Consider the following 14961-nt stretch of genomic DNA (forward strand, 5'->3'; position numbering starts at 1 on the left):
ATGTGCGGGAGGGGCGCTGCCCGGGAGGGAGCGGGTCAGGACCCTTCGCCGCGCGGGAAGGAGACCTCCACGCGGCGGTTCTTCTTCCGGCCTTCTTCGTTGCTGTTGCTGGCGATCGGGTACTGCTCGCCGTAGCCCCGGATCTCGTACGTGATCGTGGGGCCGAGCTGCTTCGACAGGACTCCGTGCACGGCGTCGGCCCGCTGCTTGGACAGGACGTCTCCGTGGGCCGAGGAACCGAGGTTGTCGGTGAAGCCGAAGACACGGACCTTGGACGCGTTCTGCTTCTTGATCTCCTCGGCGATCGCGGCGATACGGGCATTGGCCTCCGAGCCGAGCTTCGCGCTGTCCTTGCCGAAGAGGACTTCCGCCTGGAGCGCGAGCTTGATGTCGGCGTTGCTGTCCTCGCGGCGCTCCTCGCCACCGAGGTCCTCGACGACCTGGACGATGTCGAGGACCTTGGACGGGCCGAGGGTGCCACCGTCGGGCATCTTCAAGTCCGGGTCATCGGGGTCCACCTGGACCGGTGGGACCGACTGCGCTTCGGTTCCCGGGGGGACGCTGGGACCGTCGTCGGCCAGGGCTGGCGTCGCCCCGAACAGTGTGAAGCTCGCGACGACCAGGAGCGAGACGGCCGACAGCCCTACTGGCTTCATTCGTGTGCGTGTGTGTGTCATCTCTGCCGTCACCCGGAGATCTTCACCGAGGTTGTCGCGAACGTCGGCAACGTGAAGTCGACCTCCGTCGTCGTCTCCGGTGGTGCCGGGAACTGCATGAACACGGATGTGGTCTTCCCAGCCAGCAGAGGTGGAATACCGGTCGTACACAGACAGCGGTTCTCGGTGTCTCGCAGGATGTAGTAACGCTTCTTGCCAACCTTGTCGACAAGAGTCGCGCCGGCGACCGAGTTGGGGTTCTTCGCCAGCAGAGCCGTCTCGGTGCCTGCCCAGGCGGTCGTGTTCTTGGACTGCGTGCCCTCGTTCTTGATCGACGCCTGGAGCGTGATGAATCCGCCGGAGTCACGCTTGGCCTGGTGAATGGTCATCACGAGTCCGTCGCCACGGACTTCCGCAAGCTTGGCATTCGGGTCCACGTTCTCGCCGGCGGCGGTGCCCGGCTGCTGTTCGCCCTTCTCCTCCGTGGGCGGAGCAGCGGGCTCGGACGTCTTCGCCGGGTTGTCACCGCCCTGCTTGGCCTCATCGCTGCCGCCGTCGTCACCGCAGCCGGTGACCGCCAGGCTGATGACAGCCGCCAAGGCTGCAGCCGCCAGCGCCCTTCTGCCCGTCGTGGTGTGCCGAATGCTCATGATCCGTTTCCTCTACTCATCGTTCGCTGTCACTGGTCGACCAACCGCACGTCGAAGAGGGTCCTGCTCACCGTCTCCCACGGCGGGGGACTGCCCGGTGCGATCTCGAGGACCTTGCCGTTCCGGCACGTGAAGATGAAGAGGTCCATGATTCCGTCGCTGTTGACGTCCACAGCTTCAGGGTTGGGGCAGCGGAACTCGATGAGCGCGGTGGCCTCGGCCTTGGCCTTCTTGTTCTCCGATCCAGGCAGCACCGAAGAGTCAACCGGCTTCAGGCCCTCGACCTCGACCGTGATCCGGTCGCGCAGATGTCCAGAGGTCGGATAACAGGATTTCTCCATGGCGTCGTTGGCCGCCGCCAGACGACTCGCCTCGTAACAGGGCGCAAAGAACGGCTTTTCGAGGAAGGCATCCAGGACGTTGAGAGGCAGCGAGGCGTAGAAGCCCGTCCCGAAGTTGTCGCGCGCCTTCTGGGCGGCGGCGAGCGCGGCTGCGTCCGCCGCGCCTTGAGAACCGTTGCGCAGAGCAGAGGCCTTACCGACAGCGAAGAAGGCCAACGCAAGGAAGAGCAGGCCCGCCACCATCATGATGTAGATGGGGAAAGCCTGCCCTCCGTCGTTGCGGGAGCGACCCGTCATCACTGAGCCGTGATGGAATCCACGAGGCCGCTGATGCGCTCCGAAATCGCGCCACCGATACCCGTGGCCACGATCGCCCCGATGATCGCCACGACCACCAGAATGATCCCCAGGTACTCGAACGCCGTCTGTCCCCGGTCCTTCGCCGCGTAGCGCTTCTGGAGAGCGCTGACGGCGGTGTTGGCCCAGCCGTTGACGCGGACGGCGGTCTTCAGGGTGATGTCCGACATGGTGTTCCCCTCCGGGTTCGGCCGACCGGTTGCCGGCCGACTCGCACGTTTCTGCGGTGGCGCCCCCGTTACCGGCTTCCTCCTGGCCGGTGCCGCTGGCGACACGAGAAACATAGAGGGGAACCCGCACGCCCGCAGAGGGTCCGTGGGCCCATTCCCGGGCCCAAAGGGCGGTCTCTGTTTCCGCGTTGCGGATTCTCTCGGTCACGGCTGCCGCCCGGGGTTCCGGGGCGCGGTGCCGAGCCAGTGGGCGATGGCCTCGCTGCGGGTGGCGCTGTGGAGCTTGGTGAAGATGCGGTTGATGTGGTTCTTGACCGTCTTCTCGCTGATGAAGCAGGTGGCGGCGATCTGCTGATTACTCATTCCGGACGCAATCAGGTCCATGATCTCCACCTCCCTCGAACTCAGCCCGTACTGCTGCCTGTTGGGGGTGGTTGACGGCCCCCCGGATACAGAAGACTGTCCCACAACTGGTTGCAGTTGCGAAAGGCTTTCCGAAGGTTCGGCGGTGTGCGGGGGCGGTGGGGCCGGCGCCGTCGCCAGTGCCGAGCCCAGGCCCTCGGGGAGCGGGCCCCGCCGGGGCGGGGTGCCGTGGCGCATATGGGCCAGCAGGGCGTCCGCGGCGGTGACGGTGAAGTTGGCGCGGCCGTCCTTCGTGTCGCGTACCGCCTGGACCAGCTGGTTCGCCGTGAACTCGCCGTGCACCAGATAGCCGCCCGCGCCCAGCCGCAGCGCCTCGTGGACGATCGCGCTCTCCCGGCTGTACGTCAGCATCAGCACGGGTGCGATGCCGACCAGGTGCGGCAGGGCCGAGATGCCGTCCACGCCGGGCATGCGGACGTCCAGCAGGACCACGTCGGGGCGGTGTTCGAGCGTCTTCTCGTACGCTTCCCGGCCGTCCGTCGCCTCCGCGACCACCTGGATGTCCGCCCGGCCGGACAGCAGCACGCCCAGGCCGGCCCGGACCACCGGGTTGTCGTCCGCGACCACCACCCGGAGGGGTTCGGCGGCCGGGGCGACGGGCCCCGGGGAGAAGGGGGACGGGGACGGGAGCGCAGGGGGGCGAGCGTCGGAGGACGGGGTGAGCGGGATCGGCGGCGACGGGTGCCGCGGGGCGTGGTGGTGAGCCGCCCCGTGGCGGTTCGGCGCCGGGGAGACATCGTCCGGCATGCTGCGGCCTCCTCTCAGGATCGCGGGTTACGGATCAGTGGCGTGTCCGCCTCGAATACCGGCGCCGGTGCCGACGCCGCTGCTGATGAGTCCGTTACTGGTGCTGGTGCTGGTGCTGTTTCTCGTTCTGGTGCTGACGTTGGTGCTGCCGCCCGTGCAGGTGCTGGTACTGACGACCTTGCCGGTGCTGGAGCCGGTCCCGGCGCTGCCGCCGGTGCCCCTGACTGCCCCGGCGCGGAAGCAGGGCCGGGAGCGGAAGCACCCCCGGGTGCGGGACGGTGAGCCATCGGCGGGTTTGCCGCGGGCTCGCCCGCCAGCGCCGCGAGCGGGAGTTCCACCCGTACCTCCGTCCCCCTCTCCGCCTTCCCCCTCCCGATCCTGATCCGGGCCCCGATCGACGCGGCCCGCTCCACCATGCCGACCAGGCCGAAGTGGCCCGCCCGGCGCAGCGCTTCCAGCGTCGTTCCGGCGGGCAGGCCGCGGCCGTCGTCGTAGACGGTCACGCGGAGCACGTCGCCCTTCACGCCCGCGAGGACGATCAGGTACGTCGGGGAAGCGTGGCGGTGCGCGTTCTCCATGGCCTCCGAGGCGACGGTGAGGAGTTGCCGGGCCACCGCCTGCGGGACCGGGGGGACCGGGGTCTCCTCGGAGAGGCGGCGGAACGTGGCCGTGACCGGATGGCGGGCGGTGAACTCCTCCGCCTGGGCCGCCAGTTCCGCGATCAGGTCGACGCCGTCCTCCAGGCCCTGTTCGCGGCGCAGGTCCGTGAGCAGTTCCCGGGACTCGGCGGCGGCCCGGCGGGCGGCCCGGGCGACCAGCTCCGCCTGGAGTTTCACGGTGGGCGGGTCCATCCGGTCGGCCGAGCCCGCCAGACCGTCGGCGGCCAGCGCCAGGCCGTGCAGGGTCTTGGCGACCGAGTCGTGCATCTCGCGTGCCAGCCGCGTGCGTTCGCCCTCCACCGCCTCGCTGACCGCCAGTCGCGCCCGGGTCTCGGTCAGCGCCTGGGTGGCCGCCCCGAAACGCAGGAGCAGGTTGCGCAGGGTGACCCCGACCGCGCCCGCGATCACGCAGAAGCCGGGGAGGAGGAGTCTCGTCGCCCCTGCCCCTTCCAGCTGCGGAACGCCGGCGTACGCACCGAAGACGATGAGTATCTGGAGCACCGCGAAGACGGCGGCTCCGCGCCAGCCGTGGACCAGGCCCGCCAGCAGCGGGGTGCAGACGGTGACGTACGCGAGGGTCGACTCGGGGGTCGCCGTGATCAGCAGCAGGGCGCCGAAGAACACGTCGACGGCCAGCAGCCAGGGATGGCGCAGGAGGACCGGGCCGAAGCGCTCCCAGTCCCGGAACAGCAGGTACGAGCCCATGAAGGTGACCAGGATCGCCGAGCCGATGAACCAGGTGGGCAGGCCGGGGGCGGTGCGGCTGATGGCGTACGGAGTCGCTATCGCGATCATCGCCAGGCGGAAGCCGAAGACCTGGCGGCACATCGCCTGGAGCGCGTTGACCTGGATGGCGAACGCCGGGCGGGCCGGGGTGCCGGAGTGGGCGCGGGTCAGTTCCGCGGCCAGTCCGGGCTGCGCGCTGCCGAGCTGGTATGCCATGTTCCTGTCACCTCCGTCTCGTGTCCCGTGCGGATCGGGCTCACGAGCGGATACCGCTCCCGCTCCCGTTCCCGTGCACGTCCTTCCGGGACTCGCCGCTCCCGTGCTCCTGCTCCTGCTCCTGCTCCTGCTCCGGCGGTTCTCCTCCCTCGTGTCTCTCCTTCTCGGGCTCTCCTCCCCCGTCCCTCTCCTCCTGGGACTCTCCGTCCCCATCCCGCCCGTCGTTCATGTCAGCCGCCCGTCAGTGCCCCGAAGTCGACGTCGGCTCCGTACACGAATCCGACCGTGAGCAGCAGGAGCGTGCCGGGCAGGAGGAACGTGGTCACCGCGAACGTCGCCTTCGGGACCGCCCTGGCCGCCTTGCGGCGGGCGTTCTGGGCGTCGGTGCGGCGCATGTCGTTGGCGATCTGGATCAGCGTCTCGACGATCGGCGCGCCCAGTTCCTCGCCCTGCTGGAGCGTCGTGACGAACATGGCGACCTGTTCGGAGTCGTTGCGTCTGCGCAGTTCCTCGAAGGCCTGGCGGCGGCTGACCCCCATGTCCATCTGGCGGAGTGTGATGCGCAGTTCGTCGGACCACGGGCCCTCGTACTTCTCCGCGACCCGGTCCAGCGCCTGGCGGAAGCCGAGTCCGGCGGAGACCACGACGGCGAGGACGTCGAGGAAGTCGGGCAGGGTGCGTTCGATGTGATCGCGGCGTACCCGGATCGCCGACCAGATGCCGGCCTCCACCCAGAACAGGCCGAAGGCGACCATCAGGAGGGCGAGGAAGAGCTGGCCGCGCAGGAGCATGGAGAACGCGCCCAGGACCCCGAGCGCGCCGTAGACCGCGCGGCGGGCGGCGTAGCGGTCGATGGTGAGGCCGCCGGGGTTGCCCGCCAGGTCGATCTGGCGGCGCTTCTTGTTGACGGCCTTGGGGCCCATCATCCGCAGGACCGCGGGGGCCCACCGGATGCCGAGGCGGTCGATGACGGAGCCGACCGCGCCGGTGCGGGTGGCTCCGGATTCGAGGGCGACGGCCAGGTCGCCGGGGAGTCTGGCGTCGGCCCGGTACATCCGGATGCCGTGGAGGGCCCCGTACACGGCGAGGCCGACGACGAGCGCTAGCAGCAGGTCCATGGTGGTTCTTCCCCTCGGCTCGTCAGACGTCGATACGGGACAGGCGGCGGATCACGACGAACCCGATCGCGTACAGGACCATCGCCACGACCACCGCGGCCTGGCCGATGAAGGCCCCCGTCATCCGGTCCAAAGCACCGGGCATCACCGCGTTCATCAGCAGCATCGCGCCGACGCCGAAGATGGGGACGGCGTAGGCGGTGACGGTGACCTGGGAGAGCTGGGTCTTGACCTCGCGGCGGGTCTCCTTGCGTTCCTCCAGGGTCTCGGTGAGGTTGCGCAGGGAGCTGACGACCGTGCCGCCCGCCCGGTTGGAGAGGACCAGCGTGGTGACCAGGACTACGAGTTCGCGGGAGGGAAGGCGGTCCGTCAGCTCGCTCAGGGCGTCCTCCAGGGGCTCGCCCACGGCCAGGCGCCGTGCCACCCGGGCCAGTTCCTCGCCCGCCGGGTTCTCCAGCTCCTCGGCGGCCATGGACAGCGAGGTGCGCAGCGCCAGGCCCGCCTGGGTGGCGTTGGCGAGGATGCGGGAGAGCTCGGGGAGCTGGTTGATGAAGCGCTCGGTGCGCTTGGCCCGCTGCCAGTTGAGGAACGCGTTGGTGCCCCAGAGGCCGATCAGTGCGGCGACCGGGCCGAAGAACGCGGCGAGCAGGGAGGAGGCGATCAGCCAGAGCCCCGCCATGGCGACCAGCGCGTAGACCAGGAACTCGCCGGGTGTGACGTCCAGGCCGGTCGCGGCGAGCTTCAGCTCCAGCTTCCGGCCGAGCGCGGTCCCGCGCAGCCTGCGGTCGAGCCCCCTGAAGCGGCGGACGCGCCCCGGCTCGGGGATCTGGCCGACGTGCGAGAGCCGCTCGACGAGGGCGTCGCGGTCGGCCTTGCCGCCGGAGTAGGCGTACAGGCCCATCACGCCGAGCACACAGCACAGCAGCGTGACGCCGATGGTGACCAGGGGGAGGTTGACGTTGTCCATGGCGCGGTACCTAGTTGGCCTCTCGGGTGGCGAGCTGTTCGGCGGACTGGGCGACGCCGAACGCCTGCGGGATGGGCTGGCTGGCCAGGTAGAGGCGCTCGGCGAGCCTCCGGGGCAGCGGGAGGTACTGGAAGTCGCCGTAGATCCGGCCGTCGGGAGCCATCGGCTGGGCGTTGAAGCGGGCGACCGTGACGATGCGGTACGGGTCGCGGCCGTGGCTGTCCAGGACCGCGATCTCGGTGATCTTCCTGGCGCCGTCCGCGTGCCGGGTGAGCTGGACGATCACGTCGACGGCGCTGTTGATCTGGTCGTGCAGCGCCTCGAAGGGGATCTCGACCTCCGACATCGAGGCGAGAGTCTGGAGCCTCATCAGCGCGTCCTCGGCGCTGTTGGCGTGGACGGTGGCCAGCGACCCGTCGTGACCGGTGGACATCGCCTGGAGCATGTCGAGCGACTCGCCGCCCCGGACCTCACCGACGACGATCCGGTCGGGCCGCATACGCAGCGAGTTGCGGACCAGGTCGCGGATGGTGATCTGTCCCTTGCCCTCGACGTTCGCCGGGCGGGACTCCAGTCGGATCACATGGCTCTGCTGGAGCTGGAGTTCGGCGGAGTCCTCGATGGTGACGATGCGCTCGGCGTCGGGGATCAGGCCGGAGAGCGCGTTGAGGAGGGTCGTCTTGCCGGTGCCGGTGGCCCCCGAGACGATGATGTTGAGCTTGGCCTGGACGAGCCCGGCGAGCAGCACCAGCATCTGCTCGTCCAGTGACCCGAAGCCGATCATCTCCTGGAGCGTGAAGGAGCGCGGGAAGCGGCGGATGGTGAGCGTCGCGCCGGTCAGCGACAGCGGTGGAATGATCACGTTGACACGCTCGCCGCTGGGGAGGCGGGCGTCGACCATCGGGTTGGACTCGTCGACGCGGCGGTTGACGGTCGACACGATCCGCTCGATGGTCTGCATCAGCTGCTCGTGGGAGCCGAAGCGCATCGGCAGCTGTTCGACCCTGCCGTTGCGTTCGACGAAGATCTGGTCGGGGCCGTTGACCATGATCTCCGTGATGGACGCGTCCTCCAGGAGCGGTTCCAGGATGCCGAGGCCGAGCGCCTCGTCCACGACGCGGCGGATGAGCTGCGAGCGTTCGACCGTGGAGAGGACCGGGCCCTCGCGGCTGATGATGTGGCCGAGGACGCGCTCCAGCCGGGCCCGCCGGTCGGCGGCGGCAAGCGAGGACATCTCCGCGAGGTCGATCTCCTCCAGCAGCTTGGCCCGGTAGGTGGCCACCAGATGGCCGTCCTCCCGCGCCCCGCCCTGCTCCTCCGGAGCGGTCATGCGTGCCCGCAGGCTCATGTGCGTAACTCTCCTCGTCGGGTCGTCGCGTTGTCGGGGTCGTCAGGTCGTCAGGGCGTCAGGTTGTCGGGGCGTCGGGGTGCTGCCTTGTCAGATCGTCGGGCGGTGCGTCGTCAGGGCGTCGGGGGCGGAGTACCGGGCTGGGCGGGTCAGAAGCCGGATCCGACGTGCTCGTTGGGCATCGTCGCGCTCCGCGTGGCCGTCCAGTCGTCCAGTCCCGGCACGATGGAGGGCACCGTCACCTCGACCGTGACCGTGATGTCCCGGCCGCCGGTCCTGCGGTAGGTGAATCCGCCGTCCTCCACCCAGTCGCTCACCGCCTCACGCGCGTTGCCCTCGCCGGTGCCCCGGGCGTCCACGCTGGCTTCCGTACGGGCTCCGGCACGGGCCGCCGTGCCCGCCTGGTTGGCGGCGTACGCGGCGATGCCGAGCTGGATGGCCGCCATCGCGACGAGGAGCAGCAGGGGGAGGAAGCCGAGGTACTCCATGGCGACCTGTCCCCGGTCGGCCCTCGAGCGTGCGGAGGGGGTGCGCTCGCTGTCCGCACGGGTCCTCACGCCGACACGGGTCCTCACGCCGGCACGGCTCCTCACCATGACACGGGTCCTCACCATGACTGCGTCTCCATCGGCGATCCGGCCGTGCCCTTGATCTCGGTGTCGAGGTCGAACAGGCCCGGCACCAGCACCGGGACCTTCAGCTCCACCGTGGCCTCGTACAGGCTGCCGCCCTCGCGGCAGGTGACGTCGGCGCTCCCCGACCAGGCGCCGGGCAGGTCCCTCAGCGCGCCCTCCCGGCACGCGGCCGACGCCCCGAACTCCGCCCCGCTGCCCTTGCGCGCCCCCACGTCCGCGGCGTTGCCCGCGAGGCTGAACGTGTAGCCGATCAGGGCGCACTCCCAGAGCACCAGCATGATCAGGATGATGAAGGGGGTCATGCCTAGGAACTCCACGGCCGTCTGGCCGCGGTCCCGGTCCCCCCGGTCATGTAGGGCGGTGATCCGCCCCCGTATGCCGCTGCGGGCTGTTCGCGTGGTCGTCATCGCTCAACGTGTCCCCTCGGAGTCTGCGGGGCCGCCGCCGAAGCCGTCGCGCCGGCGGCGCGGGCGTCCGATCGAGCCCCGGTCGTTCGTGAAGGCGCCGCCGTTCCGTCTCACCAGGGCGGTGCCGCTCTTCCTGCCCGTCGCGCCCTTCTTGCCCGGCGCGCTCTCCTTGACGAGGCCCAGCTCGCCCGCCAGGCCCCAGAGCGCCTGCTTGACCGTGCTCTTGGCGTCCAGTTCGTGCAGGCGTCCGGAGTCGATGGACGCCTGGAGCTCCTTGAAGTTCGCGGGGACCGCCGCCGAGGCGACCCGGGTGCCGGTGATCTTCTGGATCAGCGGCGGCTGGATCTCGGTGTTGCGGGTGAAGCGATTGACGAGGGTGACCGTCTCCTCCGCCTTGCGGATCTGGAGCCGTTCCCACATCCGTACGACGCGTTTCGCGCCGCGCACGGCGACCACGTCGGGGGTGGTGACCAGCAGGGCCACGTCCGCCATCTCGACGGCGGCCGCGTTGGCCCCGTTCATCTGGCCGCCGCAGTCGATGACGACGATCTCGTAGCGGGTGCGCAGCGCGCTGACGATCTGGCGGGCCGAGCGGTCGCTGACCTCCTCGCCGCGTTCGCCCTCGCCGGGCGCGAGGAGCAGGGCGAGGCCGGTGGAGTGGGAGAACACCGCGTCGGACAGGACCCGGGGTGATATGTCGGTGATCAGGGCGAGGTCGACCAGCGAGCGACGGAACTGGACGTCGAGGAACGAGGCGATGTCCCCGGTCTGGAGGTCCATGTCCACCAGGGCCACCGTGTGGCCGGACGCCTGGGACGCCAGGGCGAGTTGGATGGCGGTGACGGTCGCGCCGACGCCGCCCTTGGCTCCGGTGACCGTGACGACGGTGCCGCCGGGACCGGTGAGGACGTCGTTCCCGGGGGTGAGATGGCGGCGCACCCCGGAGGACCACTGAGCCGCCGCCTGGACGCGGTTGGCGAGTTCCTCGTAGCTCAGCGGGAGGGTGACCAGGCCGCGGGCGCCGGAGTCCATCGCGTTGGCGAAGAGGCTCGGGCTGGCGTCGGCCGTGATCAGGACGACGCCGACGGACGGGAACCGCAGCGACACCTCCCGGATCAGCTCCAGGGCCGGGACCGGGCCGATCCGCTCGTGGACCAGCACCACCTCGGGGAGTTCGTCCAGCGCCTCGCCGGCGAGGCGGGCCAGGGTGTCGATGAGCTGGGTGGAGTCGCCCACGGGGGTCGCCGGTTCGGCGTCGGGCAGCTGGCTGAGCAGGGTGGTGACGGACCGGGCCGCGTCGATGTCACCGACGGCCGGGAGGATTCTCGTGGTCATCCCGTCCTCACTTGTCCTTGTCGAGCGTGTAGGTGCGGTCCCCCGGACGGATGGTGCCGTCGCTGCCGGGCGCGACGAGCGCGAGGCGGACGTGCTCCGCGAACGACTCGGCGTAGGCGACGCGCTGGGTGTCCAGCGTGTTCAGGGCGAAGGTGATCGGCACGGCCTCGGTGGCCCGGGTGCCCCGGTCGTTGGCGCTCGGGTCGAGGGCGGTGAGCTCACCGACGTCCAGCACCTTGGCGTTGGAGACGATGACCTTGGACTGGGCCGGGTCGCCCTGCTGCTCACCGGCGAAGGTGGCGTAGATGTTGACCGTGGCGCCCGGTGTGATCTTGCCCGCGACGCCCGTGGATGCGTCGATCATGATGGCGATCTCCTGCTCACCCGCGCGGAGTTCGGGCTTGCGGACCATCATGTCCGACTGGAGCAGGGACCCTCGGCGCAGTTCGGTCACCGCGATCTTCGACTCGACCTCCCTCAGGTCGGTCACGGCGTTCTCCGAGAGCCAGCGTTCAGGCATCTTGATCTTCTCGAACTGGCCGCTCTTCAGGGCGGTGTACGGAGCCACGTCGGTCTTCAGCCGATACGCCGTCACCTCGGGCCCGACCTTCGAGTTGACATCGCTGATCACCGAGAGCACGCCGGCGAAGGCGGCGAAGGCGCACAGGACCGACAGGAGCAGGAGTATCACGCCGCGGCGCTGGCGGGAGTTCATGGTCCGGGCAACCTCGTTCGAATCGTATGCGTGGAGCGGACAGCGGACGGAGTGAGCGGTGCTGTGGAGCGGAGTCGTGCTGTGGGACGGAGTCACACCGTGGAGCGGGGTCGTGCTGTGGAGCGGGGTCTGCTGTGGAGCGGTTACGCGCTTACATCCGCGGCTGCGTCCGCGGTGGCCGCCGGGGAGGCGGTGGTTCGCAGGCCGGGCGCGGGGACGGCGCGGTCGGCGGGGGCGGTGGTCGGGGTGCGGTCGCGTCAGGGGCCCGGTGATGCGTCGGCCCCATGATGGGGGACACCGGCGGGCAGCGCGCGGTTCTCCGGCGCCGGAAGCGGTGCCGAACAGAATGCGCAGCGGTCGCCGATGAGTTCCATGGAGCACCAGTGGCACTTTTCCCGGCGGACGGAGGAAACCAGCTGATACAGCACGGAGAGGTCCGGAAGGTGGGCGGCGAACTCCACCAGCTTTCCCGTGCCCCACCAGCGGGGCGAGTCGGCCGGGACCGAGGTGTCGTGAATGGCCTGGACCTTCCAGGCGGGCGCGAGGGTCTCCTGTACCCAGTCCGACTGCAGATTCCCGTGGGCCACCAGAAGATGCGTACCGAAATCCGGGCCCGTCAGGGGCTCGGCGGCCGGTCCCACTTTCACCAGCTGCGGCTCGGGGCCGGCGAGAACGGCGAACTGCGAGCCGGGAACCCAGGACTTGGCGTGGCTCTTGAGGCTGACAGGGACCCGGTCGAGCCGGGCGACGGAGTTGAGGAGGGCGCCCGCGTAGATGTAGTGCGACAGCAGCCGGGCGGCGGAGGCGACCACCCCGGGGCTGAAGTCGCAGATGGACAACTGCCGCAGCTGGCGCACCAGGACCGCGACGCCGAGGGGCGGGAGATCCACCTTGACCAGGGCGATCCGGTCACTCTCCAGCACCGAGCGGATGGAGTGCAGGCGGCGTTCGTGCTCGGGCCTGATACCCGAGGGGTAGAGGGCGATCACATACCCGTGCTGTTCCAGCAGCAGGTGCATGTCGCCGATCGCCAGCTCCAGCACCTGGGCCTCGGGGGCCTGGAGCAGAGCGGCGGTCGGTGTCTGCTGGTCGGTGGGCGGCAGCACCAGGTCTGCGCTCGTCACTGCTATCGCGGTCGGCACGCTCTCCCCGTTTCGGCTCCGGCCGGCGTGGGGACGCCGACCGCAATCGCTCCTGCTCCGTGCTCCTGCCCCAGCACTTTAGCCACGTCTCACCAGGCAGAGAACAGTTACCGGTGACCAGTACGGCACCCTGCGAACACCGTTCCAACGGCGGCCGGGTGCTAAACGGGATGAAATCGATTTCTCCCAACGTGACGTCCACTGCGGAGCGTTACCGGATCTGGCGTCCGCTTTTCGATCACGTATCCATTCGCGCACGTCACCTCGGATTGCACGGGGGGCACCCTCTTTTCCGTAAGGGTGTTTCCGTGACCGTCCGAAGATCTTCCGCAGGATCACTCGTGCGGGGGGCTGCGCACGGCCGCGACAACGTTCCCGGGCCGGGAATCCACCGCCCGCCACCCCCGTACGGGGGTGGCCGCACCACCGCGCACGCGCGTCGGCGGACCGCCTTTCACTGCCAGAGGTCTTGACAACTCGATTGGTCTGGACCAGTTTATGCGCACTGCACCCCGCTGCACTGCACCGCCCATCCCCGGCCCCCCCAACTCCCCCCGGAGGCACCAGTGGAACGCTCCGCAGGACGCAATCGCCGACGACGCCGCAGCTCCCGTCCCCTGCTCGGTGGCACCCTGGCGGTCGCCACGGCCGCCGCCCTGACCGTCACCGGGCTCGTGAGCACCGCCCAGGCCGCCGACGTCAACAACGCCAAGAACCCGGGCTTCGAGTCGGGTCTCGCCAACTGGACCTGTTCCGGGAACAGCGGCGCCGCCGTCTCCTCCCCCGTGCGCAGCGGTGCGTCCGCGCTGAAGGCCACCCCGGCCGGCCAGGACAACGCCAAGTGCACGCAGTCGGTCAAGGTGAAGCCCAACTCGACGTACGCGCTCAGCTCCTGGGTGCAGGGCGGTTACGCCTACCTCGGTGTGAACGGTACGGGGACCACCGACGTCTCCACCTGGACGCCGGGCTCCTCCTCCTGGACCAAGCTGTCCACCAGCTTCACGACCGGTGCCAACACCACGTCGGTGACGGTCTACACCCACGGCTGGTACGGACAGGCCGCCTACTTCGCCGACGACATCGAGGTGAGGGGCCCCGACGGCGGAGGCGGCGAGGACCCCGGGCCGGTCATCCCCGGGGCCCCGGCGGGCCTGACCGCGGGCGCCACAACCACGTCCTCCGTGGCGCTGTCCTGGAACGCGGTGTCCGGCGCCACGGGCTACAAGGTGTACCGGAACGGTGTGCAGGCGACCACCTCCACCGGGACCTCGGCGACCGTCACCGGCCTGACCGCGGACACCGCCTACCAGTTCTCGGTGAGCGCCACCAACGCGGCCGGCGAGTCGGTCAAGTCGGCGGCCATCACCGCCCGTACGGCCAAGGAGGGCACGGGCCCCGGCCCCGGCCCCGCTGTGCCCAAGCACGCGGTCACCGGCTACTGGCAGAACTTCAACAACGGCGCCGCCGTGCAGAAGCTCACCGACGTCCCGGCCGACTACGACATCATCGCGGTCTCCTTCGCGGACGCCACGCCGACGCCGGGCCAGGTCACCTTCAACCTGGACACGGCCGGGCTGAACGGGTACACGGACGCCCAGTTCCGGGCCGACATCAGGACCAAGCAGGCCCAGGGCAAGAACGTCATCATCTCGATCGGCGGCGAGCTGGGCACGGTCCGGGTCAACAACGACGCCTCGGCCACCGCGTTCGCCGACTCGGTGTACGCGCTGATGCAGGACTACGGGTTCAACGGGGTCGACATCGACCTGGAGAACGGCCTCAACGCCACCTACATGACGAAGGCGCTGCGCCAGCTGTCGGCGAAGGCGGGCAGCGGACTGGTCATCACGATGGCCCCGCAGACGATCGACATGCAGTCGACGTCGGGCGAGTACTTCAAGACGGCGCTCAACATCAAGGACATCCTGACCGTCGTCAACATGCAGTACTACAACAGCGGTTCGATGCTCGGATGTGACGGCAAGGTCTACTCGCAGGGTTCGGTGGACTTCCTCACCGCGCTCGCCTGCATCCAGCTGGAGGGCGGCCTCGACCCGTCGCAGGTCGGCATCGGCGTCCCGGCGTCCACCCGGGGCGCGGGCAGCGGCTACGTCAGCCCGTCGGTCGTGAACGCGGCACTGGACTGCCTGGCCAAGGGCACCAACTGCGGCTCGTTCAAGCCGTCGAAGACCTACCCGTCGCTGCGCGGCGCGATGACCTGGTCGACGAACTGGGACGCGACGGCCGGGTTCGCCTGGTCGAAGGCGGTCGGGCCGCACGTCCGCAGCCTGCCGTAGCCCGCACCACGCACCACGCACCACGCACCACCGGCGTATCACCCCGAACCCG

At 69.8% G+C, this 14961-nt stretch carries 15 protein-coding genes; 1 reads left to right on the top strand and 14 read right to left on the bottom strand.

The window, feature by feature from the left end; all coding sequences use genetic code 11:
• Positions 1–35: 35 nt before the first annotated feature.
• From KME66_RS10925 to KME66_RS10990, 14 genes are all read right to left on the bottom strand, one after another.
• Positions 36–656: an OmpA family protein gene (locus tag KME66_RS10925; RefSeq protein ID WP_253208295.1), complete on the bottom strand. Its 621-nt coding sequence runs from the start codon at positions 654–656 to the stop codon at positions 36–38.
• 29 nt (positions 657–685) lie between these two features.
• Complete coding sequence (locus KME66_RS10930; protein ID WP_216321459.1) at positions 686–1306, bottom strand: hypothetical protein; 621 nt, start codon at positions 1304–1306, stop codon at positions 686–688.
• Positions 1307–1335: 29 nt separating this feature from the next.
• The gene (locus KME66_RS10935; protein ID WP_216321460.1) at positions 1336–1944 is read right to left on the bottom strand and encodes a pilus assembly protein TadG-related protein; all 609 of its coding nucleotides are present in this window, start codon (positions 1942–1944) and stop codon (positions 1336–1338) included.
• Entirely contained in the window at positions 1944–2174 is a 231-nt protein-coding gene (locus tag KME66_RS10940) for a hypothetical protein (protein WP_216321462.1), read from the bottom strand. Before KME66_RS10940 ends, KME66_RS10935 begins: the two co-directional genes overlap by 1 nt.
• Positions 2175–2378: 204 nt before the next feature.
• Positions 2379–3344, bottom strand: coding sequence for a response regulator transcription factor (locus tag KME66_RS10945; RefSeq protein WP_216321465.1), 966 nt, complete (start codon positions 3342–3344; stop codon positions 2379–2381).
• A 14-nt stretch (positions 3345–3358) separates the two neighbouring features.
• On the bottom strand, positions 3359–4945 hold the full coding sequence (locus KME66_RS10950; RefSeq protein ID WP_253208296.1) for a sensor histidine kinase: 1587 nt from the start codon (positions 4943–4945) through the stop codon (positions 3359–3361).
• Positions 4946–5175: 230 nt separating this feature from the next.
• Positions 5176–6063 (bottom strand): DUF5936 domain-containing protein, encoded by an 888-nt coding sequence (locus KME66_RS10955; protein ID WP_073215392.1) that lies wholly within the window; start codon positions 6061–6063, stop codon positions 5176–5178.
• 22 nt (positions 6064–6085) lie between these two features.
• Positions 6086–7030 carry a type II secretion system F family protein gene (locus KME66_RS10960; RefSeq protein ID WP_073215394.1) on the bottom strand — a complete coding sequence of 315 codons (945 nt, stop codon included), beginning with the start codon at positions 7028–7030 and terminating at the stop codon, positions 6086–6088.
• A gap of 10 nt (positions 7031–7040) precedes the next feature.
• The gene (locus KME66_RS10965; protein ID WP_073215397.1) at positions 7041–8378 is read right to left on the bottom strand and encodes a CpaF family protein; all 1338 of its coding nucleotides are present in this window, start codon (positions 8376–8378) and stop codon (positions 7041–7043) included.
• 149 nt (positions 8379–8527) lie between these two features.
• Positions 8528–8866 carry a TadE/TadG family type IV pilus assembly protein gene (locus KME66_RS10970; protein WP_253208578.1) on the bottom strand — a complete coding sequence of 113 codons (339 nt, stop codon included), beginning with the start codon at positions 8864–8866 and terminating at the stop codon, positions 8528–8530.
• A 119-nt stretch (positions 8867–8985) separates the two neighbouring features.
• On the bottom strand, positions 8986–9420 hold the full coding sequence (locus KME66_RS10975; RefSeq protein WP_216321468.1) for a TadE family protein: 435 nt from the start codon (positions 9418–9420) through the stop codon (positions 8986–8988).
• A 3-nt stretch (positions 9421–9423) separates the two neighbouring features.
• Positions 9424–10755 carry an AAA family ATPase gene (locus tag KME66_RS10980; protein WP_073215407.1) on the bottom strand — a complete coding sequence of 444 codons (1332 nt, stop codon included), beginning with the start codon at positions 10753–10755 and terminating at the stop codon, positions 9424–9426.
• 7 nt (positions 10756–10762) lie between these two features.
• Positions 10763–11470, bottom strand: coding sequence for a Flp pilus assembly protein CpaB (cpaB, locus tag KME66_RS10985; protein WP_073215410.1), 708 nt, complete (start codon positions 11468–11470; stop codon positions 10763–10765).
• 257 nt (positions 11471–11727) lie between these two features.
• Positions 11728–12594 (bottom strand): hypothetical protein, encoded by an 867-nt coding sequence (locus KME66_RS10990; RefSeq protein WP_216321471.1) that lies wholly within the window; start codon positions 12592–12594, stop codon positions 11728–11730.
• 584 nt (positions 12595–13178) lie between these two features.
• On the opposite strand from KME66_RS10990, the gene KME66_RS10995 reads away from it, so the two are divergent.
• A complete protein-coding gene (locus tag KME66_RS10995; RefSeq protein ID WP_073215416.1) occupies positions 13179–14909 on the top strand; it encodes a chitinase in 1731 nt (576 codons plus the stop codon).
• Positions 14910–14961: the final 52 nt, after the last annotated feature.

It is taken from the genome of Streptomyces sp. YPW6 (assembly GCF_018866325.1).
GTDB lineage: Bacteria > Actinomycetota > Actinomycetes > Streptomycetales > Streptomycetaceae > Streptomyces.